General features: G+C 44.3%; 19 protein-coding genes. 10 read left to right on the plus strand and 9 right to left on the minus strand.

Annotated elements, in window-relative coordinates; genetic code table 11:
- Positions 1 to 163: 163 nt before the first annotated feature.
- Positions 164 to 1,204 (minus strand): FecR family protein, encoded by a 1,041-nt coding sequence (locus IE104_RS01240; RefSeq protein WP_189415309.1) that lies wholly within the window; start codon positions 1,202 to 1,204, stop codon positions 164 to 166.
- 17 nt (positions 1,205 to 1,221) lie between these two features.
- The gene (locus IE104_RS01245) at positions 1,222 to 1,740 is read right to left on the minus strand and encodes an RNA polymerase sigma factor (protein ID WP_189415311.1); all 519 of its coding nucleotides are present in this window, start codon (positions 1,738 to 1,740) and stop codon (positions 1,222 to 1,224) included.
- A 372-nt stretch (positions 1,741 to 2,112) separates the two neighbouring features.
- Here IE104_RS01245 and IE104_RS01250 point away from each other — a divergent pair, with 372 nt between their 5' ends.
- On the plus strand, positions 2,113 to 4,926 hold the full coding sequence (locus IE104_RS01250) for a TonB-dependent receptor (RefSeq protein WP_189415313.1): 2,814 nt from the start codon (positions 2,113 to 2,115) through the stop codon (positions 4,924 to 4,926).
- A 92-nt stretch (positions 4,927 to 5,018) separates the two neighbouring features.
- Here the strand turns inward: IE104_RS01250 and nagA are convergent, their stop codons facing one another.
- The 3 genes from nagA to IE104_RS01265 form a co-directional block, all read right to left on the minus strand.
- The gene (gene nagA, locus IE104_RS01255; protein WP_189415315.1) at positions 5,019 to 6,155 is read right to left on the minus strand and encodes an N-acetylglucosamine-6-phosphate deacetylase; all 1,137 of its coding nucleotides are present in this window, start codon (positions 6,153 to 6,155) and stop codon (positions 5,019 to 5,021) included.
- The gene (locus IE104_RS01260) at positions 6,155 to 7,207 is read right to left on the minus strand and encodes an SIS domain-containing protein (RefSeq protein ID WP_189415317.1); all 1,053 of its coding nucleotides are present in this window, start codon (positions 7,205 to 7,207) and stop codon (positions 6,155 to 6,157) included. Before IE104_RS01260 ends, nagA begins: the two co-directional genes overlap by 1 nt.
- 172 nt (positions 7,208 to 7,379) lie before the next feature.
- Positions 7,380 to 8,405 carry a LacI family DNA-binding transcriptional regulator gene (locus IE104_RS01265; RefSeq protein WP_189415319.1) on the minus strand — a complete coding sequence of 342 codons (1,026 nt, stop codon included), beginning with the start codon at positions 8,403 to 8,405 and terminating at the stop codon, positions 7,380 to 7,382.
- Between the two features lie 175 nt (positions 8,406 to 8,580).
- Here IE104_RS01265 and IE104_RS01270 point away from each other — a divergent pair, with 175 nt between their 5' ends.
- Both IE104_RS01270 and IE104_RS01275 read left to right on the plus strand, forming a co-directional pair.
- A complete protein-coding gene (locus tag IE104_RS01270) occupies positions 8,581 to 9,429 on the plus strand; it encodes an NHL repeat-containing protein (RefSeq protein ID WP_189415321.1) in 849 nt (282 codons plus the stop codon).
- A 272-nt stretch (positions 9,430 to 9,701) separates the two neighbouring features.
- Complete coding sequence (locus IE104_RS01275) at positions 9,702 to 14,138, plus strand: diguanylate cyclase domain-containing protein (protein ID WP_189415323.1); 4,437 nt, start codon at positions 9,702 to 9,704, stop codon at positions 14,136 to 14,138.
- Positions 14,139 to 14,157: 19 nt separating this feature from the next.
- Here the strand turns inward: IE104_RS01275 and IE104_RS01280 are convergent, their stop codons facing one another.
- Positions 14,158 to 14,463 carry a DUF1244 domain-containing protein gene (locus IE104_RS01280; RefSeq protein ID WP_189415325.1) on the minus strand — a complete coding sequence of 102 codons (306 nt, stop codon included), beginning with the start codon at positions 14,461 to 14,463 and terminating at the stop codon, positions 14,158 to 14,160.
- Positions 14,464 to 14,738: 275 nt separating this feature from the next.
- On the opposite strand from IE104_RS01280, the gene motA reads away from it, so the two are divergent.
- The 4 genes from motA to IE104_RS01300 all read left to right on the plus strand — a co-directional run bounded on the left by motA (position 14,739) and on the right by IE104_RS01300 (position 18,947).
- Positions 14,739 to 15,593 carry a flagellar motor stator protein MotA gene (gene motA / locus IE104_RS01285; RefSeq protein ID WP_189415327.1) on the plus strand — a complete coding sequence of 285 codons (855 nt, stop codon included), beginning with the start codon at positions 14,739 to 14,741 and terminating at the stop codon, positions 15,591 to 15,593.
- Between the two features lie 12 nt (positions 15,594 to 15,605).
- A complete protein-coding gene (gene motB / locus IE104_RS01290; RefSeq protein ID WP_189415329.1) occupies positions 15,606 to 16,601 on the plus strand; it encodes a flagellar motor protein MotB in 996 nt (331 codons plus the stop codon).
- Positions 16,602 to 16,746: 145 nt separating this feature from the next.
- Positions 16,747 to 18,324, plus strand: a complete 1,578-nt coding sequence (locus IE104_RS01295) for a peptide chain release factor 3 (RefSeq protein WP_189415331.1) — start codon at positions 16,747 to 16,749, stop codon at positions 18,322 to 18,324.
- A 62-nt stretch (positions 18,325 to 18,386) separates the two neighbouring features.
- Positions 18,387 to 18,947 (plus strand): hypothetical protein, encoded by a 561-nt coding sequence (locus IE104_RS01300; RefSeq protein ID WP_189415333.1) that lies wholly within the window; start codon positions 18,387 to 18,389, stop codon positions 18,945 to 18,947.
- A gap of 91 nt (positions 18,948 to 19,038) precedes the next feature.
- On the opposite strand, the gene IE104_RS01305 is transcribed toward IE104_RS01300, so the two are convergent.
- On the minus strand, positions 19,039 to 20,202 hold the full coding sequence (locus tag IE104_RS01305) for a TonB family protein (RefSeq protein ID WP_189415335.1): 1,164 nt from the start codon (positions 20,200 to 20,202) through the stop codon (positions 19,039 to 19,041).
- A 280-nt stretch (positions 20,203 to 20,482) separates the two neighbouring features.
- Between IE104_RS01305 and IE104_RS01310 the strand changes: the two genes are divergently transcribed.
- Entirely contained in the window at positions 20,483 to 21,160 is a 678-nt protein-coding gene (locus IE104_RS01310; RefSeq protein ID WP_189415337.1) for a cyclic nucleotide-binding domain-containing protein, read from the plus strand.
- Between the two features lie 124 nt (positions 21,161 to 21,284).
- Positions 21,285 to 21,956, plus strand: a complete 672-nt coding sequence (locus IE104_RS01315; protein WP_189415339.1) for a flagellar brake protein — start codon at positions 21,285 to 21,287, stop codon at positions 21,954 to 21,956.
- A gap of 122 nt (positions 21,957 to 22,078) precedes the next feature.
- Here IE104_RS01315 and IE104_RS01320 read toward each other — a convergent pair whose 3' ends face one another.
- Positions 22,079 to 23,008: a hypothetical protein gene (locus IE104_RS01320; RefSeq protein ID WP_189415341.1), complete on the minus strand. Its 930-nt coding sequence runs from the start codon at positions 23,006 to 23,008 to the stop codon at positions 22,079 to 22,081.
- Between the two features lie 561 nt (positions 23,009 to 23,569).
- On the opposite strand from IE104_RS01320, the gene dinB reads away from it, so the two are divergent.
- A complete protein-coding gene (gene dinB, locus IE104_RS01325) occupies positions 23,570 to 24,628 on the plus strand; it encodes a DNA polymerase IV (RefSeq protein WP_189415343.1) in 1,059 nt (352 codons plus the stop codon).
- A 59-nt stretch (positions 24,629 to 24,687) separates the two neighbouring features.
- Here dinB and IE104_RS01330 read toward each other — a convergent pair whose 3' ends face one another.
- Positions 24,688 to 25,212 carry an aminoacyl-tRNA deacylase gene (locus tag IE104_RS01330; RefSeq protein ID WP_189415345.1) on the minus strand — a complete coding sequence of 175 codons (525 nt, stop codon included), beginning with the start codon at positions 25,210 to 25,212 and terminating at the stop codon, positions 24,688 to 24,690.
- Positions 25,213 to 25,304 lie beyond the last annotated feature (92 nt).

Raw genomic sequence — 25,304 nt, forward strand, 5'->3', positions numbered from 1 at the left:
CGGGGAGCTATTGCGAATCCGCTCCCGTGAGGAAAAATATTTTTGATGAGGGGGTGTGAGTGATCTTTTGGGTAGATAAAAGCGGGAATTAAATAAGGGAATATAATCTGGAGTGAGGATGACTCCCTACTTATCAAATTAAGTAGGGAAGGTAGAGCGAAGTTTATTTAGTGTTGTGCGGAATATTATCCACATCACTGCGCGAAACAATCACAATATTATTTTGTGCGTCACGTTCTAATACTACGGGCAATGAGCTTGCCAGCATTTCAGTTAAAGAGTCGATTTGATTAGTGCTCACTGCTGCAGTAACTTTTAAATCCGCCAGATTTTTTGAGCCAAGACTAATTGAGCTACTAAAATAGCGATTGGCATCGGCTACAACATCGGCAAGGCTTGCGCGCAAATAGATTAAGCGTCCGTTGCGCCAGGATTCCAGTTCAGAAACTGAAATAGAATTTACCGCTTCAAATTTTCCCTCATTTAAACGCGTAACTTGTTGCCCGGCAGTAAGCACCACGGGTGCTAAATTTGCTGATTTCGTTGCGCTGGAAACATTCACAATGCCTTCCAATACGGCAACGCGTGTGCGATCTGAACCTTTACGTACATCAAATTGAGTGCCTACTACGCGCACTTTGGTTTCGCCTGCATCTACCCAGAATGGGCGCTCCGGATTTTTTGCAACTTTAAAGAAAGCCTGGCCACTCACTAAAATGATATGACGCTCTTTATTGGTCGCCCATGCTTTTAATTCGGATTTTGCGCCCAGTGTTATTTCGCTGCCGTCCTCAAGGATAAATGTTTTTACTTCGCCGGTTGCAGTCGCGAATTCCTGAGTGGTAATTTTTTCGGGTTGCAATCCAATGACGGCCACAACCAAAATCGCCGCAGAGGCTAGCGCAACGCCTAAGGGTGATTTTGGTTTTAATGCGTGCAAGCCAGAGAAAATGCCATTGCGTATAGTTTCAAACAAGGATGGTTTGACCGAGCGCTTGAGCGCGGCCAATTCTTTAGTATTTTTTAAATTACCCAAATCTTGCCAGATCATTTCGTACTGATCATAGGCATGTTGATGTGCGCTATCTGCTTGCAACCATTCTTGAAAATGCTGTTGCTCTAATTCACTCACGGAACCCGACTGCATTAACGTAAACCACTCTCTGGCTTCGTTATTGATGCGTTCCAACTGATCTGCTTGCATAATAAAGTTTCGCAACCTCAACTCTGGGCTTGTAATGCTTTATGGCAATCTGCCAGTGCATTAGAAATATGTTTACGTACGACGGTTTCTGATAAGCCAACCTGACGAGCTATTTCTGCATAAGATAATCCATCAAAGCGGCTCATCATCAGTAATTGCCGACGCTTTTGCGGCATTCCCCAGAGTGCTCGTGAAATAATCCCCAACCGCTGCTTGCCTTCAACTTCTCGCTCGGGGCCAACAGCTTCAATAATTTCTGCGTCGTTATCTACAACCGATTGCGTGTAGCGATTTTGCACTTGATTGTGCCGCTTCAAATCAATCGCAATGTTGTAACTGGTGGTATATAAAAATGCACGCGGATTTTCAACCGAGAGCGGTGACTCCATTCCAACAAAACGCGCAAAGGCTGAATGCACTATGTCTTCAGCTTCACTGGATTTCACCCCACATTTATTCACAATGTAGCGGCACAGTTCTTCGCGATGTTGAAGATAGATATCACGCACATAATCTTCTTTATTATCTGTGCTCACAATATCTGTCCGAAGGTTTTGTAATGGGCGCATAGGCTGACTAGCGCTCAATAACAGCAGAGCAGGAGGCTAGCCGCTCTGGTGTGGTGTTGGATTCTGCTAAAGCATAGCGTGAATTCATGGTTAACGCCTATTTAACTGCCATTTGGTTCTTACTTATTGTTGATGCGCATGGTGTTTTTGCGGCTCATGTCCGGGAACAAAAAGCTATCCACCGACTAAGACGTATGAGCCTGCCGAATCCGCTCCCCTTGGTTAAATTATTTTTTGTAAACGGTTTCGAGTTTGGTTTGCGACCCAAGTCAACCTCTTATGGGGCGCGGCTTTCGACAGGGTGGTGTTTTTCCTATATAAATAGCCACCTTTTATGAAATGGCTTCCATCTCCCTATTGCCTATGAAAAATGCGTGTGTCCGCACATTGTTAAAGCATGTCTTCCTGCTCGTGATGAGTTTGGGCAGCGTGTTTGCTGTGGGGGCTTATGGTCGAAATGAATCTGAGGCTGTCATTCAATTTGATATTCCTGCCCAGCCTTTGGATGCGGCTCTGTTAAATGTATCCGCACAAGCGAATGTGGATGTGCTGGTTTCCTCGACTTTGGTGACGCCTTATAAATCACCGGTAATTAAAGGTGAGATGACCTTGTCGAAAGCGTTAGATCAATTGCTGCAAGGCACTGCACTGACTTATAAAATTAGTAAACAGCAACGCGTAACTATCTCGGCGATTAAAAAGCCCCAGCCTAAAACTTTGAGCGAAACTCCTAAAGCTGTAAAAGCGATAGAGGAGGTTATTGTCACCGCGACCAAGCGTGCTACTGATCTGCAAAAAACACCTATTGCGGTGACGGCGTTAAATCAGGCGAACCTTAATCAATATCAAGCCAAAGATATTCGCAACCTCACGGACGTTGTTCCCGGTTTGGAAATGACCAACACCGGTGAGCAATCTGCGCTTTTGGTACAGCTGCGCGGCATTGGCCAAACCAATATCACTGAAATTGCAGATGGCCCCGTAGCCTTGCATATAGATGGTGTTTATTCCCCGCGCGCGCAGGGCGCCGCAACGCTGCTTTATGATCTCGACCGAATAGAAGTTTTGCGCGGCCCCCAGGGTACTTTGTTTGGGCGCAATGCAACGGCGGGGGGAATCAATATCCAAACTGAAAAGCCCAAGCTTGAAAGTGTGTCTGCTGAATTGGCAGTGACTCTGGGAAATTACGAACACGAAGCGCTTAAGGCGACGGTAAATATTCCAGTGACAGAAACCTGGGCCCTACGTTTTGCGGGCGCGCTTGATAAACACGATGCATATACCAAGCTCATCAATAATTACGCCGGTCTTGGGCCGCAATATCCCGCCACCGAAGCTGAATTAAATACTTATCAAAAAGCAGCCACCAATGCGCAAGGGCCAGATGCGGATGATCAGCGCGCGCTTCGCCTTTCCAGCTATTGGGAACCCACAGAAAATTTTCATTGGTTTGCCAGTCTTGAACATTATCTTGATCAAGGCACCAGTGTGACTGAGTTGGATCCAACTTTGGTTGCGCGCGGTATGCGTGTGACTGTGTCAGATACACCATCTTTTATTGACTTAACCAATAATACTTTTCGTTCGCGCATGGATTACACCTTTGCCAATGAACAAACGCTAAGTTACATCGCTGGCACCGCGGTTATGCGCCGCGAGCAGGGTTTTGATCAGGACATGGGGCGCAGTGGAAATTACGAACAACGCCGCACCGATAATTCGACCTTTCGCTTTCGCTCCCACGAGTTGCAATTAATTAACAGCGATAAAGAGCATTTGCGCTGGATTGTGGGCGCATTTGCATCGCAAGAACGCAACGATATTGTTTATGCAATTGATCAGGCTGATGACGATGGCCACGGTGACCCCACAAAAACTACCAGTTTTATTAGCGATTTCGGCGGTGCTGCCACAGCAATTTTTGTGCAACCCGATCGACGTGTTGAATCTAAAGCTGCATTTGCACAAATCACTTACGATGTGAATGAACGCAATCGTTTCACCGCAGGTGTGCGTCATACCAGAGACACTAAGTCAGATGAAGGCGGGCGCAGTTTAAATTGTCGCGTAACGGGAATGGGCCCCTATCTCACTAATGATTCGATTGGTCATGGTGCGCCCAAGCCACATCAAATTTACGCAGACGCAGGAGCGCAAGCGGCAATTGCTGCAGGCTTGCCTTATGACGATGGTACTCATGTTGGTATTGGTGATCAGGTATGTTGGACACGGCAAGTTAATGATTATTCTGCAACCTGGAAAAACACCAGCGGTTTATTGCGCTATGAATATGATGTGCACGCAGACGTTATGAGTTATGCATCAGTTGCGACAGGTTTTAAATCGGGTCACATTCAAGATCGCGGCAATGAAGCAAAACCGGAAGAAGTCATCAATTACGAATTGGGTTTGAAATCAACTTTGCTCGATGGAAATTTGCGTTTAAATGCAGCGCTCTATCAAGCTGATTACACTAATCTGCAATTTTCGGATCGCGATTTATTTGATACCAACGGCGATGGCGTGGTGGATCGCGTTACTAGCACTGTTGTGCGCAACGCCGCAGCGGCAACGGTAAAAGGGTTGGAAGTTGAAATCGATTGGGCGATCACCGGTAACGATTATGTTCATTTTGCTTCTGCTTTAATGAATGCGCGTTTCGATAATTTTCAAACGCCAGATACTTTATTTGGCAATTTATTTAATCCTTATGTAGATAGTGCAAGCGGGCGTGCGGCAAAAATAGTTGAGCTCTCAGGTAATGCTCCGGTGCGCGCGCCTGATTGGAAGTTTACTTTGGTGTATAAGCACGATTTTGAATTGAGTAGCGGTGTAGTTTCAGCACAAACCAAAGCCACTTTTTCGGATGAATATTTTTTAGATATCTATAACCGGACTAATTTAGCCGCCGAAATTTTTAAAAGTGCACCCAATGGTGCAAAAGATTTGGCAGTGCAAAAAGCATATCGCTCTTATGACATAAGTCTGCGTTATGAGTCCAATAATAATTGGGCGTTGGAAGGCTTTATTAAAAATGTGACTGATCAAAATATAAAAACCTCATCAGGCACTTTTATTACACCGGGTGGATTTGATGCGATTTTTTTGCCACCGCGCACCTTTGGTGTAACCTTGAGTTATCAGTTTAAATAATTTATTGCTCAAGCTTCATTGCAGTTATAAAAAAGCCCATTCTTTTTAGGGAATGGGCTAACGCTAAGACTACTGGAGAATTGCGGATTTATTTACACTTCGCTGCCGTTTATCCAGCTGCGAACTAATTTGAAATTGTCATCAATTAAAATCATGCTGGCCTTATAGCCAACTTTAATTGCACCTAAAGAATTTTCGCCCATCATGGCTGCAGGATACTGGCTTGCCATTCGAATAGCTTCATCCAAATCGATTCCTACCATTTCTACCGTATTTTTTACCGCCGCGAGCATATCCAAATCTGAGCCAGCGAGCGTGCCTGTAGCGGTGGAGAGTTTTCCATCTTTACACTGGATTAGCTCACCATTGAGCATAAAATTTTTATCAGTTGCGCCTACGCTTGGCATGGCATCGGTCACCAGTACCATTTTTCCTGGCGCCTTGGCTTGATGCGCTACTTTTAAACTTGCCGGGTGAACGTGGAAACCATCCACGATAATTCCGCACCAGGAATTTTTATCTTCCAATATGGCGCCGACCATTCCAGGCTCACGGCTGGTGAAAGGTGTCATAGCATTAAATAAATGCGTGAAGCTGCTAACGCCAGCGGCTAAAGCAGTTTTGGTTTGCGCGTAATTCGCTGCACTGTGACCTGCCGCAACTACAACACCTGCGTTAACAAAACGTTTAATCATTTCTGGTGTTGTTAATTCGGGTGCAATTGTAATGAGAGTTTTGCCAACTTTTAATGAGGTTAATAGTTCAAACGCAGCTTCATCAATAATTTTAAACTTTGAAGCATCGTGAACGCCTTTGCGTTCCGGATTTAAAAATGGGCCTTCCAAATGAATACCCAATACCCCCGGGACTTTTTCTGCAATCGCTTGGTTAACCGCTTCAATGGCTTTCGCAACTACCGATAAGTCATCGCTAATTAATGTTGGATAAAAACCTGTAGTGCCAAACTGGCGATGTGCTTGCCCGATAGCGCGTATGGTTTCTACCGTAGGCGCATCATTAAATAAGGCGCCGCCGCCGCCATTGACTTGAGTATCAATTAAACCGGGAATTAATCGCTGGCCTTGTAAATCAATTTTTTCATTTACAACAGCGGGCAAATTATTGATATCGCAGATAGCAACAATTTCTTCGGCATCAATAATCACTGCTTGATTTGTTAACCAGGTATTCCCAGTAAATATTAAGCCATTGACGAGGGCGATAGTCATTAAACAGTCTCCGTGACCTTGCGTAAGTGCGGTGGTTCGTCGGGATTGTAACCGCGTGCAATGGATAATGCGTTAGCCATACGATAAAAACTTTGTACGGCAAGCAATGGCGCAATGATGGAAGGAACATTGGTGACAACGGGTAAACAATCGTCTCCAGACACATTTTCGCTCGCAATCATCATGGCGGCTTTGCGTGCACGGAAATCTTGAATCAATGAATCCATACCGCTGAATGCCTGATCTTGTTGCGTAAACAAGAGCACCGGAAAATCTTCTTTTACGATTGCCATAGGGCCATGTTTTACTTCAGCAGCACTAAAAGCTTCCGCATGTAAGCCGCAAGTTTCTTTCAGTTTTAACGCTGCTTCTTGCGCAGTGCCGAAACCGACGCCGCGGCCAATCACAAATAAATTGGTGGCTGTTTGAAGTGTTTTTACGGCGGGTGACCAATCTTTTTCCCATGCTTGCGCTAAGGCTGTTGGCAAATTGGTTACTGCGTTTTTCAGTTCTGCATTGTCGCTCCACACGGATACTAAATGTAAAACCGCGCCGAGGGTCGCCAAATAAGATTTAGTGGCTGCCACACTTTTTTCTGCGCCGGCTTGCAGTGGAATAACAATATCGGCAAGTTGCGCGAGAGGGGAGTCTTCTACGTTTACGAAGGCCAAGGTTAGTGCCCCGGCTGATTTTGCCTGGTTAACGCTTGCCAATAAATCCGGGCTTTTCCCCGATTGGGAAATAGCAACGTACAACATGCCGTTTAATTTTGGTTGCGCGAGATATACGGAAGTGATTGAAGGCGCTGCCGATGCAGTCACTAATCCCAATTGCGTTTCAAACAAATATTTTGCATAGGTCGCTGCATGATCTGAGCTGCCGCGTGCGCAAGTCACTATAGCCACAGGTGCGAAGGTTTTCAGGCGTGCGACAGCCTCTTCAATGCGGCTTTTGTTCAATAGCTGTTGCTGCGCAATAACGCTGGAAGCGGAAGCTGCTTCCTGAAACATCAATGTTTGTTCGGGTTGTAAGTTGAGGCTGGATGACGACATGGATGCTCCGCAGGAAAAGTACTTTGTTTCTATTTGCTTTTTGAGACAACGTTGTCATTGTGGACTGACTTGATTCGCTTGTAAAGTGAATTGCCACATTTTTTACAGGCAGCTTGGAATAATGGCGGTGTACACCCACTAAAAATAATAGTGAGTGTCATTTCGGTGGGAGTTAGCCCTTACGGTTGGATACCGGGCAGGTAGAGTCCCGCACGATCAGTTCTGGATAAAAACCTTCGCTCTCTACGCTCTTTTCGCCATTTTTCATGACTTCTATCAGCAAGCTGGTCGCGTGCTGGGCGATGGTGCGAATAGGTTGCTGCGCAGTGGTCAGGTTTGGCCAGGCTTGGCGAGAGAAGGGTGAATCCTCAAAGCCGACAATCGACAGCTGTTGTGGAACTTCAACGCCTTGGATGCGTGCTGCAAACAGGGTACCTGCTGCAATTTCATCGTTACAAGCGAAAACAGCAGTAGGTTTGCTGGCACCATTCAATAATTGACGGGTGCGTTTTACGCCGGATTCAAACGAGTATTCGCCGCCAATAATTAATTTCTTATCCAGCGTAATTTTGTTGTCTTTGAGCGCAGCTTTGTAGCCTTCCATACGTTCCGTACTGGATTTATGCGCCTCATCGCCGCCCAGGAACGCGATAGCTTTATGGCCAAGATCAATCAGGTATTGGGTAATTTTATAGGCGGCAGTACGGTCATCAATAAAGACGCATGGCGATATGGTATCGGGCGGATTTGCGCCTGACAAAATGCGCACATATTTGAGTTTGCGTTTATTGAGCGCGCTCAAAACATCGGGCATTTCCGATACTGGCGGCGTAAGTACCAGGCCGCCTACACGACTGCGGTCTACCATGCCGATGATTTCATCAATGATGGTTTTGGATTTTGCATCACAAGGGTGGATCACCAATTCATACCCTTGGCGATGGCACTCTCCCAAAATACCCCGTTGCATATCAATTACATAATTGCTGTTGGGGTTGTCATAAATAAAACCAATAGATGAGGCTGTACCACGCAGTAACCGGGCCGAAAGATTCGGTTGGTAATTAAGCTCTTTAACGGCCTTCATGACCTTATTTTGCAGGTCTTGCCCGACAGTGCCTTCTTTATTAATGACGCGCGAAACAGTTTTAAATGAAACTCCGGCGAGCTTGGCGACATCTTTGATAGTGGCTTTCATAGATAATTACTTGTATAGGTAGTAGCTCTCATTAATAGCAGCTTCATTGTTTTTTGTAATGTCGATCCAGTGGCATGCAAGGGTATTAAATTGCGCAAGGTAATGTAAAGCGTTTTGCTCTCAGCTACACTGAATGTTAACGTCGGTCAGTTCCAATAAAAATGAGGTGTCAAACGTGATAAGTCTAAAAACGCTTGGTTTGAGTTTTTTACTGAGTTCCCTCTTTGTTACTTCCCTGGCACATGCTCAACCCACCCTGGAAAAATTGTGGTTGGCCGAAGGTTTGAATATTCCCGAATCAGTATTGGTCTACCGCAACGGTAAGACGAATTTTTTATTTGTTTCACAGATTAATGGCGACGCCAGTACAGTGGACGGCAATGGCAGTATTGCCAGATTAACCCTGGACGGCGAAGTGGACGAACCCAACTGGGTAACTGGATTGAACGCCCCCAAAGGTATGGGAGTTTTTGAGGGTAAGTTGTACGTATCCGATATCAACGAGATTGTTGTTATTGACATAAAATCCGCCCAAATTGAAAAGCGTTTGGTTGTTCCAGGAGCAGTCTTCCTGAACGATATTGCGATTGATGCAAAGGGTACGCTTTATGTGTCGGATACCAGAACCAATAAGGTTCATCGTTATGAAAAAGGTTTGCTGGATGACTATTTGGTTAAAGTAGAAAGCGCCAATGGACTTAAAGTGATTGGTCCAAATCTGGTGGTAGGTGCAGGTACGCACTTGTATTTGGTCGATAAGAGCAAAAACCGCTTACAAATTGCCGCGGGCTTTGCGCAGGGTATCGACGGTATTGAATCCATTGGCAAAGGTGATTTTCTGGTTTCCTGCTGGGCAGGTTTACTTTATTACGTTCATCTCAACGGTAAAATGGATTTATTAATCGACAGCCAGAAGGAGGGTATTAATACCGCTGATATTGGTTTTGATAGTCAAACCCAAACTGTTTTTGTGCCCAACTTTGCAAAAAACTCCGTAACTGCCTACAAAGTTGTTACTAACTAATCTTTAAGCCGTTCAAAGGGATTTGATCGATTGAATTCAAAGCTATAAATTTAAAAGCTACAACTAAAAAGTTTAGAAGGGAGACTGAGCTCTATTCATAAAAATACTGTTCCAATGGATCCTGAACGCAACATCCGTAGGAACACGAAAAGGGGTGCGGTTGATTGGATGTTAAAGCGTTAACACCTAATGGGTGCTTGTGTTTTTGTCGTTATTTTTTGCGGCATTTTCTGCTATTAATTTCCCTCATCGCTGTTCATGCTAACTCCGCTGTGCAACCGCCTGCGAACGATCAAAACGCTCCCAAACTTTTCTTCAAGCATGTGCTGCCCACGCAAATTGCTGGCATAGGTTATATCACCAGCATTGCGCAAGATACCCAAGGCTTTATGTGGTTTGGCGGCGCTAATGGTTTGGCGCGTTACGATGGCTACGACATTATTATTTTTCGCCACGACGACTCAGATCCCAAAAGTATAAGTCATAGCTCCATCAACCGAATTGCACAAGCGCGCGACGGTTCGCTGTGGGTTGCTACGCGCAACGGATTAAATTTATACGATTCTCGCTCACGCACCTTCACACACTTTACCGTTTCTTCGGAAGCCAGTACCAACGACATCACATGGGTTCATGAAGATCGCAAAGGCGGTATATGGTTGGGTACTCGCGGTGGGCTATTTAGTTTCGACCGTCGCAAAAAAATAGCCACAAAAATTGCTGATAAAACTCATTCGAACGCTAAGAATGCCAGTCAGGTGGTATGGTCGGTGGTGGATGATCAAGACGGTAATATCTGGATTGCTTATCAAGCTTATGGTGTAAGCCGCTACGATCCTGATACTCGCAAATTCGAAAGTTTTACACGCGATCAAAATCTGCCTAATGCGCATGGCTTTAATGACACGCGTCGGTTGTATGTTGATAACGAAAATCGATTGATGGCCGCAACATACGGCGATGGTTTATATCAATTTGATAGGGATAGTCATCAGTTTAATAAAATCAACCACGATACAACTGAGAAAGGCGCGACTGTTTGGTCGATGCTAGTCGATCTCAATAATAATTTATGGGTGGGAGACGGTAGTCACGTACATTTACGCCCCGCGCGCGACGAAAAATTTTATCGATATTTTTACAACGACCTTGATGTGGCCAGCCCTGGTAATTATGTCGTCAACGAAATATTTGAAGATCGCGCGGGCGATATTTGGTTTGGATATTTTCCCTCGGGTATCGACGTTGTTGATCGCCAGGCATCTGCGTTTAATAATTACGGTTATAGCTCAACCAATAGTAATAGCATTACTGACGGCGGTGTATCTTCTATTGCGGAAGATGTCACGGGCAATTTGTGGATCGGCACAGGTTACGGTTTAAATTATCTTAATCGTACAACCAATCAAATCACGCGTTTCAGTCACGATGCGTCAAATCCCAAAGGGCTAAGCGGAAGTACAATTTTATCCATTGCAAAATCATTCGACGACAATATTTGGTTGGGCATATGGTCCGGCGGATTGAATTGGCTGAATACCAAAACCCGCGAATTCAAACATTATTTGCCCGATGTAAATAATCCGCACAGCTTGCGCGGCCGTGAAGTCTGGTCGGTGATCGAAGATCATGAAAAAAATGTATGGTCTGCTACTGAGGAAGGCTTAAATAAGCTCGACCCCAAGACACAAGAATTTGAATTTTTTATGCCTCCACCGGAGTTTTTGGATGGCGATAAAGTGTTGTATTCCAGAGTTGTTTATGAAGACTCAAAAAACAATTTGTGGGTAGGTAGCATTCGCGGATTATTTTTATTTGATCGTGATAAAAAGCAATTTACTCGTTACAAACATGAGGCCGCAGACCCGACAAGTATAAGTGCAGATTTTGTACTCGTTGTCTATGAAGACCGCCGTGGAAATTTATGGGTAGGTACTGAGGGTGGCGGTATAAATCTGTTGGACCGCGCCACGGGTAAGTTCACCGCGTTTACTATTAAAGACGGTTTGGCAGACAACGTGGTGGGCGGTATTACCGAAGATGAAGATGGCAATTTGTGGTTGGGAACCCAAAAAGGAATAGCGCATTTTGACACCCAAAAGCGCAGCTTTCGCAATTACGATAAGCACCACGGGTTAGCGGATAATTTATTTAATCGCAATGCTGCGCAAGTGACCCGGCAGGGCGAAATTATCATGGGGCACAGCAAAGGTTTTACCTTATTTAAAGCGGCTGATATTAAAAGTAATACCTATGCTCCGAATGTTGTCCTCACGAATTTAATGATAGGTAATAAACCTGTCGCTATTGGTGCCGAGAAATCGCCGCTTACCAAGGCAATTGATGCCACTTCAAGTATTACCCTCTCTCACAAAGACGCGGTTCTCTCTTTGGAGTTTGCAGCACTTAGCTTCCATCATGTTGAAGATAATCAATACGCTTATCGATTATTAGGCTTTGAAGAAAACTGGAATTTTGTTGGCACCAAACGCTCTGCTACCTACACAAATTTGAATCCGGGAACTTACGTGTTTGAAGTTAAAGGGGCTAATAATGATGGTGTGTGGAGCTTGTATCCTGTCAGCTTACAAATTGATATTTTACCTCCCTACTGGCGCACCTGGTGGGCCTACACAATTTACGCACTGCTGCTGTTGGCGCTAGCTTATTGGTTCTTCCACGTGCATCGTTTGAAGTTGTCATTTCAAGCGGAAAAATTGGAACAAGAGCGAGTTGTTGTTAAACGGCTTAAGCAAATTGATAAATTAAAAGATGAGTTTTTAGCAAATACATCGCACGAGTTGCGCACACCGCTTAATGGAATTATTGGCTTGGCGGAATCTTTACGTGAAGGTGTTGCTGGCGATGTCTCACCTAAAATGAAATATCATTTGTCATTAATCGTTGATAGCGGAAAACGTCTTGCGAGCCTGGTAAACGATATTCTCGATTTTGCACAATTAAAAAATAAAGGCTTAACCCTTAATAGAAAATCAATTGATATAAAAGTATTGGTGGATGTTGTACTGACACTGTCAAAACCTTTGGTTGCTAACAAGGCGGTTGTGTTTGCTAATAACATTCCAAAAAATTTACCCTCTGCTTATGCCGATGAAGATCGGGTTTTGCAAATACTGCATAACCTTATAGGCAACGCTGCAAAATTTACTGATCGCGGCGTTATTAATGTCTCTGCGAGTGTGAAAGACGATTTTTTACAAGTTGAAGTTGGCGATACAGGCACAGGTATTCCTGCAGACAGGGTTGGCGAAATTTTTGAAAGTTTTACGCAACTGGAAGGCGGTATTGAACGCGCCCAAGGCGGTGCTGGTCTTGGGTTGTCGGTAACCAAACAGTTAGTGGAGCTGCATGGCGGCAGCATTCGTGTCGAATCCGTTCTGGGTATAGGCTCAACTTTCTATTTTACCTTGCCTATGAGTTATGACTTACCGGAAAAAATTAACTCCAAATATGCACATGCAACATCGGCGGACAAAGATGTTTCCTACTACGCCGCCAGTGTTGTCGCTCAGGACAAACAGCCGCATAAAAATAATATCTTGATTGTGGATGACGATTTAATTAACCGCCAGGTGCTTGCGAATTATCTGGCTATTGATGGTTATAATATTATTGAAGCCAGTTGCGCTGAAGATGCTTTCAAAATAATTGAAACCGAAGCTGTAGATTTGGTTTTACTCGATATTATGATGCCGCGCATTTCGGGTTACGAAGCTTGCAGGCTTTTGCGCGAAACTTACCCGGCCCATGAGTTACCTATTATTTTGTTAACGGCGCGCAGCCAAATGAATGATCTGGTGATGGGCTTTGAAGCCGGCGCTAATGATTTTATGGTTAAACCTATCGTTAGGGAAACACTCATAGTGCGTGTGGCAACACACTTGCAGCTACACGACGTAATGCGCAACATGGATAAAAAAGTTGCAGAACGCACCGAAGAATTAAATCGCAGCAACGCAGTTTTAAAAAAAGCTCAAAATGATTTGGAAATTGCGTATCAAAAATTGGAAGAAGCCAGCCTCACGGATCCACTAACCGGTTTAAATAACCGACGTTTTTTGACGGAATCTATAGTGGCGGATATAGCCTTGGTGGAGCGCAATTATCAGGATTGGCTGGGTACGCTTGCTAATGCCTCACCGCCATCTCAGCCACTTAAAGAGCAAGATTTGGTATTTATGCTGCTTGATATAGATTTTTTCAAAGCAGTAAATGATACCTATGGCCATAATTCCGGCGATAAATTATTGGAACAGTTCAGCCAGATTTTGAAAACCACCTTGCGAGAATCAGATTATTTGGTGCGTTGGGGCGGAGAGGAATTTTTAATTGTTATTCGCTACTGCACGCGTGAAGAAGTGACTGAATTAGCAGAGCGCATTCGGCAAAAAGTTGAAAGCTTTAGTTTTGATATTGGTAATGGGCAGCGTATTAACAAGACTTGTTCAATTGGTATGGCGGCCTATCCTTTTTATCGCACCAATCCTGCAGCAATGACATGGGAACAAGTCATTGATACAGCCGACCGAGCGCTCTATCTCGCAAAAAATCATGGCCGCAATTGTTGGGTAAATGTGCTGGCTGCTAACCCTGCTGAGTCAGGAGTTGTTAATCCCGCTGTTTGCGACAGTTTGATTTCGCTGGCTGCCGCGGGTGTGATTAGTATTGAAGCGTCCGTTACTATCTAATTTATTTCATCACCTCTAACTAACCTTGTTTGTTGTTAAATGAAGCAAGTTGCTCTTGCGTTGCCGGTTTTTGATGTTGCGCTTTCCAGGTCTCGTAGGGCATGCCATAAATTCGTTCGCGTGCATTCTCGTAATCGAGTGCGATATTTTTTTCTTCGGCCGCTGCAAGGTACCACTTACTCAAACAGTTGCGGCAGAAACCTGCAAGATTCATGAGATCAATATTTTGTACGTCGTTACGTTTATCCAAGTGCGCGATGAGCCTGCGCAACACTGCAGCTTCTAATTCAGTTTGGGTTTGAGTATCTAATTCGTTTATTTTCATAGTCACACCTGGATGTTAATAGTTGTCTGCATAAATGCAGGCAAACGGCTTGTCTGGTAGACACTATAAAATTTATTCCCAACAAAGTCTCTGGCGAAAAAAACAGTCAGTTTAAAAACAGTCGAATTGACGAAAAAACAAACAATTATTGCCGGGTTTTATGTTGTATTTGGCGACAAAGCTAATCGCTGCTTTTTTTGCCTTGAACCTCAATGGATACAACCTATACTCAAAGCGGACCACACGCTGAGAAGATTGAAGACGGGAGTTTGTGCGTGAATATTATTCTGGGAATTATCGTTATATTCGGCTGTATCATCGGCGGGTTTGTTGGTGGCGGCGGCCAAGTCATGGCTTTGTTCCAGCCATTGGAAGTGTTAATTATTTGTGGTGCGTCATTGGGTGCGATGATTATTGGTAACCCTTTGTCTGTTTCAATTGGGGTGGTCAAATCTGCCGGTGCGCTTATGACTCCCTCCAAGTATAAAAAGCAGCTGTATTTAGATTTATTGACTCTGCTCTACGACATCTTTAACAAAACCCGTCGTGAGGGTTTGATGGCGATTGAAGGCGATATCGAAGAGCCGGAGAGCAGCCCGATTTTTTCTAATTATCCCTCCATTCTTAAAGATCACCACGCTGTTGAATTTATTTGCGACTACCTGCGCATCATGGTTGCGGGCAACATGGCTCCCCACGAGCTTGAGGCTTTGATAGATCAGGAGCTTGAAGGCCATCATCAAGAACAGGCGTTAATCCCTTCAGCAATTTCAGGTGCGGCCGATGGTTTACCGGGTTTCGGTATTGTAGCGGCGGTATTGGGTATCGTGATCACCATGGGCAGTTTGGGCGGCCCGCCAGAAGAGTTGGGTCACCACGTAGCGGCGGCATTGGTGGGTACTTTGTTGGGTATTTTGTTTGCCTACGGTTTCATTGCTCCTTTCTCATCTTATTTGAATCACAAGAATCGCGACGAAGCGCATTTTTATTCTTGCATTAAAGCCTGTCTGGTGGCCTCTATGAATGGTGTGCCGCCACAAATTGCGGTGGAGTTTGGTCGCAAGGTTCTTTATCACAGTGTTCGCCCCAGCTTTAAAGAGTTGGAAGAACAATATCGTGCGAAAAAATAAGGGTAACCAATAATGGAGAAGGGTGCCCAGCCGATAATTATCATTAAGAAAAAGGGTCACGGCCACGGCCACCACGGTGGTAGCTGGAAGGTGGCGCTCGCTGACTTTATGACGGCGATGATGGCGTTTTTTATGTTGATGTGGCTTTTAGGCAGTACATCGAAAGAAGAACAAAAAGCGATTTCAGGTTATTTCAATGATCCTGGTAGCGAATATGCGATTGGTGAAGGCGGTGCTAACCCCGGCTTGATCAATGCTGAGCAACCGCAGGTAGAAAGCCATTCCGATGATCCGCAAACGGAAGACAAGAGCGATAAAGACAATTCTGAAGAAAATACCCAAACGCAAACCGCAGAGCAAATCTCAGAGGCCAAGCTCAAAAAAGAGATGGAGCGCATAGAGAAAGAGCAGCTGGAGCAATTGCAAACCCAGGTGCAGGAAGAGATTAATCAAGACCCTGTATTCCAGCAGATGAAAGATCAAATCCTGATTGATTTGACCGCGCTTGGTTTGCGCATCCAAATTGTCGATAAAGATCAGCGCCCCGGTTTTGATGTGGGAAGTGCGCGCATGAAACCTTATATCGAGGATGTGTTAAAAGCTTTGGCGCCGCTATTGGACAAAGTACAAAACAAAATTAGCGTTACCGGCCACACAGATTCCACTTCTTACGGCGCTGGCGCTAGTTACACCAACTGGGAACTCTCGGCAGACCGTGCGAATTCTGCGCGCAGAGCGCTTGTGCAAGGCAATTTCCCCGATGCCAAGGTGGCGACAGTACAAGGCATGGGCTCTGCCGCGCCGCTAATAGCCGACAAACCTGACGCGCCTATCAATCGCCGCATTGCGATTATTGTGCTTAAAAAGGCCGTTGCTGATGCTTTAAGTAATGGCGGTACAGGGCTCAATTCCAGTGATCTGCTTAAGACTACTGATATGGATTCCGAGCCCAAACAACACATCATGACGCCAAAGGAAGTTGAAGCTGCGATAGACGCCAAGCGTTGATTTCTGTTAGTTCAAAAAAGCTCCTTGCGGGATATTCCTTCAAGGAGCTTTTTTTATAGGATGCAAGCGCGCCAAGTCTGATTAGCTCGCCACTGGCGACTAGGCTATAATCGCCGCCTTTTACTGACCGACCAAGCAGACCAGCATGATTAATCTCAAGACCGAACTCGCCAAGCGCCGTACCTTCGCCATTATTTCCCACCCTGACGCCGGTAAAACAACCGTGACCGAAAAGCTTTTATTGTGGGGAAATGCGATTCAATTGGCGGGCTCAGTTAAGGGTAAGCGCGGCCCACATGCAAAATCCGACTGGATGACCATGGAACAGGAGCGTGGTATTTCGGTGACCTCATCGGTCATGCAATTTCCTTACAAAGGCCGCGTAGTAAACCTGCTGGATACTCCCGGTCACGAAGACTTCTCCGAAGATACTTACCGCACTCTTACCGCAGTTGACTCGGTATTGATGATGATCGACGGCGCAAAAGGTGTTGAAGATCGTACGATTAAATTGATGGAAGTCTGTCGCTTGCGCGATACACCCATTCTCACTTTTATCAACAAAATGGATCGTGAAAGTCGCGATACTGTTGAGCTGCTGGATGAAATTGAAAACGTTTTGAAAATTTCTGCAGCACCCATCAATTGGCCTCTCGGCAGCGGAAAAGAATTTGTTGGTGTTTATAATTTTTACACCGACATTATTCACGTCTATCAATCTGGCCAAGGCCATACAATTCCCGACGATATTCAAATCAAAGGTTTGGATAGCGATGAAGCAACAAAATTGTTGGGCTCATATGCATCTGATATTCGCGAAGAAATTGAATTTGTGCGCGGCGCAACTAATCAATTTGATTTGGAAGAATATTTGGCTGGCCGTATGACGCCGGTGTTTTTCGGCACAGCTCTCGGCAATTTTGGTGTGCGCGAAATGTTAGACGGTTTTGTTGAATGGGCGCCTACACCGCGTAGCCGCGAATCAAAAGATCGCGTTGTTGAAGCGAACGAAGAAAAATTCAGTGGTTTTATTTTCAAGATCCAGGCAAACATGGATCCCAAGCATCGCGACCGAATTGCGTTTATGCGTGTGTGCTCGGGTGTTTACCAGCAAGGCATGAAAATGAAACATGTGCGCATCGGTAAGGAAATTAGAATTGCTGACGCCGTGACGTTTATGGCGGGTGATCGCAGCGCAGTGGAAGAAGCACTCGCAGGCGACATTATCGGTCTGCACAATCACGGCACAATTCAAATCGGCGATACTTTTACCGAAGGCGAAGATTTAAAATTCACCGGCATTCCCCACTTTGCACCGGAACTCTTTCGTCGTATTCGTTTGAAAGATCCTTTGAAGATGAAGCAACTGCAAAAAGGTTTACAGCAGTTGTCGGAAGAGGGGTCAACGCAAGTGTTTTTTCCCATCAATAACAACGATATTGTTGTGGGAGCTGTAGGTGTTTTGCAATTTGAAGTTGTAGCCTACCGGTTGAAAGACGAATACAAGGTAGAAGCAGTATACGAACCGGTTAACGTTACTACGGCGCGCTGGTGTGAATGCGATGATCCGAAAAAACTGGAAGAATTCAAACGTAAGTGTACCGAGAACCTCGCGTTAGACGGCGGTGGGCATTTAACCTATTTAGCTCCATCCAGGGTCAATTTATCGCTTACACAGGAGCGCCATCCAGACGTAGAATTCAGGGCAACTCGCGAACATTAATCGATTTTATCGCGTAAATACACTAAGCTGGTTATATCTAAAATAATATTTGAGGCTGAAAAGTGACTCAAGCGAATAATAATAACGATCTGGTTTGGGATCTTGATGCGTTTAACCAGCGTCAGCGAGCTATTGATTTTGTAATGGGGTTTGAAAATAAGCTTTGCGTATTTTCAAACTCGGTTGAGCAGCTTTATACCAATTACAATATTTTCTTTCCTCGCGAAGAAGCCCGCAAGCTAGTGATTCTGCCCAATCCATACGCACATCACGATACCTTTAATGGTATTCCCGAATCTGCTGTAACTGCGACAGGAATGGAAATTCTTCCCGGGGTTTTTAAAGGCAAACAAACCTTATTTTTGCGTATCCCTTTTAAGCAGGGAACAATAAAAACTGTTCCCCTGCAAATGGGCTTGCGTGTAGTGCAACAGCAATGTCCTCCAGAAAGGCCTTTCTTGCCTGTATTGATGAAAGGTGATTTGCGGGAGTTGGATGCATCTATTCCCTGCTTGCACTTGCACAGAATCCACGTGAATCGGCTTACAGCTCACTCTACGTTGGACAAAAAAGATATAGAAAAAGTTATCAGTAAGCGTTTGGCAGATTTAAGTTTGCTTTAGACGTGGAATGAAAGGTGGCTTGATCAACACTCCTGCTGCAGAAACAAAAAAGCCACATATGTGGCTTTTTTGTTCTCAGTTTTGCTGAAATCTATTTCTGTAGAACGAATTTAATTGGTGCGGTAAATTCAAAAGTTGCTCCAGAAATTGCATCTGGAATTGCTGGGTATGGAGCAACTTTATTAACTGCTTCCAGTGCTGCTTCATTAAGCGCTTCAACCTCTGAGGCTTGTACTACAGAAGTGCTTACGATATTGCCCTGACGATTAATCGTAACGGCGACGCGCACACTACCTGTTTGACCGCGCTCAAGCGCTTTTTTCGGATAGCGAACGCTGGCGTAAATTCGTTTCAAGTTATCCGAAACATAGAATTGGCGAGCCAAAAGATTTTGTGCTGTTAACGCAGGTTTTTCATCATCGTCATTAGCTGCGGCAGCGGTTGCAGCTGGTGCTTTTTGCGCGGCTAAACGAGCAGCTTCAACTCTTGCAGCTTCCGCTTTAGCTTGTTCTGCTTTTAGTGCAGCAGCTTGTTTTGCGCTATCAGCAGAAGATGTTTGTGCGCCGGCAGTTTTTGCTGCTGCATCTTTTGCTTCTTTCTCTTTTTCTTTCTCAGCTGCTAAATCGGCAGCAGATTTAATCTTGCTCCAACCCGCCACTTCGGTAGTGCGCTCTTTGGACGGTTTGATTTTGTCGTAACGAGCTTTAAGCGCGGCGTTAACATTGCCAGCTTTCAAAATGTCATCTTTGTAATCAGAAGAAAGCGGTACTTTGCCAATCCAGGTTCTCAATAGCATTGCAAAAAATTTATCTCCAGCAATGTTGCCCAGGGCCACGTCGTTGATGGAAATATTTACACCTTTACCGGGCTCGTAATTGAAGGAAATGGTATCGTTTTGAACAAAACGACCTTTGAATAATCCGTCAAATTTCACCATGTTATCGGCTTGTTCAGTCAGCAGTGTAGGTGCGTTATTGATTGCCATACCCTCAATCCACCAGCGGCTGAAGCGGCGTGTGGTCACGCCTTCGGGTGCAACAATTTTTAATTCCATGCGCATGGCTTGGTTGTTAGCTAACAGCTTGTCAGGGTTATCGCTAAGGGAGCTTGAGTAAAGTGCACCGATAAATTGCTCTTTTCCCAAATCGATATGAGTAGCCATACCGTTGAGTACGGGTTCGGCGGCTACACTTAAAGAACAATAACAGGCGAGCAAAAAACTTATGCAACAGTTGATAATATGCTTTAGGCGCATGGCGTAAATACTCTCATTCTATTTATAGGTAGGTGATTGGTTGAGATAAAATCCGTTTTAAACGCGTGCTCCGATAGTTTGAAGTATAATATATAAATTTGAGAGGCGGTGTATTCTCTTTCCCTCTACCAGGCCGCTGACAAAAGTCTGTTTTTAGAGTATAGGTCAAAATTACAGAACAAAAATAATTGTTAATTTGAAATCTGGCTGTTTACCAGCTAGCTTTTTTGTCAGAATAAGCGAGTTCTTTCGTTATCCAATTTGCACACTAGGGCACGACATGGAAATAAAACTGCTGTCTAAGCTGTCTCGCGATTATGTTGAGCAGCTTTTATCAGGCATTCCATTTTTTAAGCTGGTCAAGCAACAAGATGCTTGGCAGTTTGAGTTGTTGTTGCAGTCTTCCCGAATTGTTACTTATTCACCCGGTGAAATTGTTCTTCAGCGTGGCGATTCGGATCATTGGTTGTTTTTCTTGTTAAAAGGGCGCTTGGCTGTCTATGTCGATGATCCGCTAAAAGGAGAGTTAATCAATTATGTAACTCCCGGTGAAGTGTTTGGCGATTTGGCGCAGCTGATGGGGCAACCTCGCACAGCCACAGTTCTCGCTGAATCCAGCGCGCGAGAATCTATAGTGTTGGCTACTGATGCCTCGATATTTGGTGATGTGAGTTCATCTCGTCCCATCACAATTCAAACTAAACTGGCTTATTATCGCAATACAGTGCATAACCTGCGTTGGAAGCTGGAAGTTTATCGCTCCCAGCATCTGCAACATCCACTTGCCAATAAGCATCGTCAGGTTAAGCTTTACACCGGTGTGAAAGACACACTTGAAGAGTTGAAGGCGCTTTATGAACAAGCACAGGCGCTTGCCAGCCTTTTATTAGAATGGAATAGAGAGTTCGGGGCTTTAAGTGCTGACTCAAGCGTCCAGCAAGATGCCTATAATCTATAAAAAATACGTCGCTAAAACTTTGCTCGCTTAATTTTTGCGTTTCACATGCATTAAGAATTTTAATAATACTGCTGGCCTCCCTGAGGCGCTGTCCTATCTATTGTTTCTATTGGTTGATTGACCTATGAAATTTGAAGACATGAAACTGATTTATGGTTATCCGTTGCAATTGCAAGCAAGCAATAGTGCGGGGCAACCAGAGCGATTTTCCTGCCGTTTAATTGGTTGCCTACCTGGCCGCAGTATTCTCTTGTCTGTACCTAAGTTGGCAGGCAAATTAGTGCGCTTTCGTACGGGTCAAAAATTGGTTGCGCGGTTAATGGTAGATAACGGTATAGGTATATTTGCCAGCACCGTTGAAATCCAAACAGCAGATCCCTACCCTATACTGCATATTAGTTATCCCGACAACGTAAGTTTTAAAGGTATTCGCGGGGCAACGCGAGTGGCTATTGATGAGCCAGTACAAATTGTTAACTTATCGCTTATTAGCGATCAGCAAATTTCGGGTAATGTTGTTGATGTTAGTGTGACCGGCGCTCGTATAGAAGCTGCATCTGCCTTTGGGGAGATAGGGCATAAAATCCAGGTGACGATGAAAGTTGCGGTTGCAAATATAATTCGCGATTTAACCCTGGAAGGCATTATTCGCTCACGAGGAGAAGCAGATCCTCAAAATGTGAGTAACTCAATTGCTTATGGTGTGGAGTTCATTGAGCCAGAAGAAGACAAACGCTTACTTTTGTATGCCTATGTATATGCACAAATCGGTAGTGAAGAAATTATTGGTAGTTAATAGGCGATAATTGATTGGTAAGATGCATTGCCGCAGCTAATTATTGTGAGTGCAAATAAAAAAGGGTGCCCTGAGGCACCCTTTTTTATTTGAAGCACTGATCGCTCAATGCTTCGCGAGCATTAAGCAGCTGGAGTAGCTGCTACTGCTGCTTTTGGCTTACGACCGCGCTTTGCAGCACCGGCAGCAGCTTTCTTAGCAGCTGGAGCTTTTTTAGCTACTGCTTTTTTAGTGGCAGGAGCTTTCTTGGCAGCTGGAGCTTTCTTAGCTACTGCTTTTTTAGCAGCTGGAGCTTTTTTAGCTGCTGCTTTTTTAGCGGCAGGAGCTTTCTTGGCTGCTGGAGCTTTTTTAGCTACTGCTTTTTTAGCAGCTGGAGCTTTTTTAGCGGCAGCTTTCTTGGCAGCAGCAGCGGTTTTCTTAGCAGAAGCTTTGGCTTTTGCAGCAGCTTTCTTAGCAGCTACTTTAGCGCGTAAAGCAGCTTTTTTGTCAGCAGCTTTTTTCTTGGCAGCAGCTTTCTTAGCAGCAGCTTTAGCTTTCAATGATTGCTTCTTAGCAGCAGCTTTAGCTTTTACAGCAGCTTTCTTAGCGGCCAATTTAGCTTTTACAGCAGCTTTCTTAGCAGCAACTTTGTTTTTAGCAGCTACTTTCTTAGCAGCAGCTTTTGCACGCTTAGCTACAGCAGCTTCAGCTTTAGCAACAGCTTTCTCGTGAGCTGCAGCTACTTTGTTAGCAGCTTTAATAGCAGCTACTTCTTTCTTAGCGGTAGCAACCGCAGCTTTAGCAGCGTCTGCAGCTTTCTTGGCAGAAGCAACATCGCCTTTAGCAGCAGCAGTCAACTTAGCGTTTTTCTTTTTAGCAGTAGCAGCTAATTTGCTTTGTGCAGCTTTAAGAGCAGCACCAGCTTTAGTTGCTTCTTTTACAAGACCAGCAATAGCTTTTTGAGCATCAGCAGCTTGAGCAGCGCGAGCCTTTGCCAATTGAGTTTTGAGGGCAGCGAGTTGTTGTTCTAGACCCGCAACTGGATTAACGGCAGATTGTTTACGTGCAGCCATAGTGTGTGCTTCCTGTAAAAATTCGATTAGACGAAAAATGGATAAAAAGTTACAACATGTATAAATTAAAACTTTATTGAAAAAATTCAAGTTTTTTAATGCATTTTTTGCAAAAAAACGTGTTTTTTTTACAAAAAAGTCCAAATTAAAGCTCTTAAGAGTTTATAAACACGATTTTTTTTGCTTTTCGAACTTTCTAAATGATTGTTAATTTATTTTTTAATGTAAATTTTTAACCGCTAATTTCCCTCAAATGAGTCTTTTGAAAACTCAATAACACCTGTTTAAGGTTTTTAAAAACCTTAATGCGAACTCTTTTAAAGATCTGTTTCGGTCATTTAAATTTTTTGTAAAAGCACTTTGATGACTCTTTTAGATGGCCTTACATACCCTCTTCAGACTCTCGTTAACCTCATAATGAACCCGATTAATTTTTTGAGTTTAAAGTTTTATCGCGTTTGATTTTTTTATTTTGCAATCCAGGCAATAACTAATATTGATAGTTATTATGTATGCATATACAGTATTGATGTTGTTGTTTTTAGTTTTGGAAAATTTTTTGTGAAAAAAATCATTCATTGTGATGCAGATTGTTTTTATGCAGCAGTCGAAATGCGCGATGACCCTTCGTTGCGTTCGCGCCCTATTGCCGTAGGGGGGAGCTCTGAACAGCGCGGCGTAATTTCAACATGCAATTACGAAGCGCGTCATTTTGGTGTTCGTTCTGCTATGTCATCCATTGCAGCAAAAAAGCTATGTCCAGATTTAATAATCCTGCCGCATCGCATGGAGGCTTATAGGGAAGCTTCGGTAAGCATGCGACATATTTTTTATCAATACACTGATCTCGTAGAACCACTATCGCTTGATGAAGCTTATTTGGATGTTAGCGATAGTGAATATTGTGGCGGGAGTGCAACGCGTATAGCCGAGCAAATTCGCCAGCGTGTTTATGACGAATTAAAGCTGACTGTTTCAGCGGGTGTAGCGCCCAATAAATTTTTGGCTAAGGTGGCTAGCGATTGGAATAAGCCAAATGGCTTATTTGTAATTACGCCTAATGCGGTAGACAGTTTTGTTTTGCGTTTGCCTGTCAGTAAAATTTTTGGTGTTGGAAAAGCAACTAATACTCGGTTAGCAGAGATCAATATTAAGACCTGCGCCGATTTGCGCCGCTTTAGTATTTTCGAGTTAAAACAGCGTTTCGGGCAGCTTGGGGTACGTCTATATGAATTGTGCCGGGGGATAGATAACCGTGAGGTGAGTCCCTCGCGTCGGCGTAAATCATTAAGCGTTGAAAATACCTTTCCGCAAGACTTGCGCGATTTGGCCAGTTGTTTAAATCGCTTGCCTGAACTTTTGCAACAGCTGGCGAGTCGCTTAAGGCGAATAGATGATGATTACGTGGTGGTTAAGATATTCGTCAAAATAAAATTCGCTGACTTTACCCAAACCACTATCGAGCGCAGTGGGTCCACTTTAACGCCGTCGGAGTTTCAGAGTTTATGTTGTGATGCATACGCTCGCAAAGAATCGCCGGTCCGCTTATTGGGTGTTGGTGTTCGCTTTGTTGATTTGCGTGAGGATCAACCTTTCTATCAGTTGGATTTGTTTGAGTGACTGAAAGAGAGTGAGCATGGAGGAGTGGAGGTGTGACACATCCATGTGATGTGAGGATGTTAAAGCGAGTCGTAGGTGTTGCGAACGTGTAGGGGCGGTTGATAGTGACGGTTGCGGCTTGCGCTGAAATGATCATGTAAGGTGTTTTGCATAAGTTTGGTGAATTCTGGCTGCTTGATGCAAATTAAATGTCGATGATCGCCTGCTTCCATATAGATAATATCGTTTTCCATCAATTCATCATCCCAAATCACATCAATACCATAAGCTTTGCCAACTACCGGTATTGCACCTGCCTCGCAATCTTTAAAAAATTGCACAAGTTCGTCTTCTTCAACGAGATGCATGTGTCGGTCAAATATTTGGTTGAGGGTATGGCGCAGGATTTTATGGCTGGAGGGAAGTACGCAAAGCGTGTAATGAAAATCTTCATCGCGGAGTAAAACGCCTTTAGCAAGTGAGCGATTGTCTATCTTGGCAACTTGAGCAGTGTTAAATGAGCCCTCTGCATACGCATGCTCGAGTAATGAATATTGGATTTGATTGTTCGTTAAATATTTCTCTATGTTTCTAGCGACACCCATACGTCAACACTCCAAAAAGTGAATATATTTATTTAAGTGGCGTTGGTAAGGTCAAACAACCTTTGCTCTTAAAGTATAAGAACGGAAATGCA

The sequence above is a fragment of the Cellvibrio zantedeschiae genome (assembly GCF_014652535.1).
GTDB classification, from domain to species: domain Bacteria; phylum Pseudomonadota; class Gammaproteobacteria; order Pseudomonadales; family Cellvibrionaceae; genus Cellvibrio; species Cellvibrio zantedeschiae.

Coding starts and splice junctions, on each gene's coding strand:
- IE104_RS01240 (WP_189415309.1), bottom strand. CDS start 1,204: ATGCAAGCAGATCAGTTGGAACGCATCAATAACGAAGCCAGAGAGTGG.
- motB (WP_189415329.1), top strand. CDS start 15,606: ATGGAGAAGGGTGCCCAGCCGATAATTATCATTAAGAAAAAGGGTCAC.
- IE104_RS01250 (WP_189415313.1), top strand. CDS start 2,113: ATGGCTTCCATCTCCCTATTGCCTATGAAAAATGCGTGTGTCCGCACA.
- IE104_RS01260 (WP_189415317.1), bottom strand. CDS start 7,207: ATGTCGTCATCCAGCCTCAACTTACAACCCGAACAAACATTGATGTTT.
- IE104_RS01280 (WP_189415325.1), bottom strand. CDS start 14,463: ATGAAAATAAACGAATTAGATACTCAAACCCAAACTGAATTAGAAGCT.
- nagA (WP_189415315.1), bottom strand. CDS start 6,155: ATGACTATCGCCCTCGTCAATGGCTTAATATTTACTGGGAATACCTGG.
- IE104_RS01265 (WP_189415319.1), bottom strand. CDS start 8,405: ATGAAAGCCACTATCAAAGATGTCGCCAAGCTCGCCGGAGTTTCATTT.
- IE104_RS01315 (WP_189415339.1), top strand. CDS start 21,285: ATGAAATTTGAAGACATGAAACTGATTTATGGTTATCCGTTGCAATTG.
- IE104_RS01310 (WP_189415337.1), top strand. CDS start 20,483: ATGGAAATAAAACTGCTGTCTAAGCTGTCTCGCGATTATGTTGAGCAG.
- IE104_RS01330 (WP_189415345.1), bottom strand. CDS start 25,212: ATGGGTGTCGCTAGAAACATAGAGAAATATTTAACGAACAATCAAATC.
- IE104_RS01295 (WP_189415331.1), top strand. CDS start 16,747: ATGATTAATCTCAAGACCGAACTCGCCAAGCGCCGTACCTTCGCCATT.
- IE104_RS01305 (WP_189415335.1), bottom strand. CDS start 20,202: ATGCGCCTAAAGCATATTATCAACTGTTGCATAAGTTTTTTGCTCGCC.
- IE104_RS01320 (WP_189415341.1), bottom strand. CDS start 23,008: ATGGCTGCACGTAAACAATCTGCCGTTAATCCAGTTGCGGGTCTAGAA.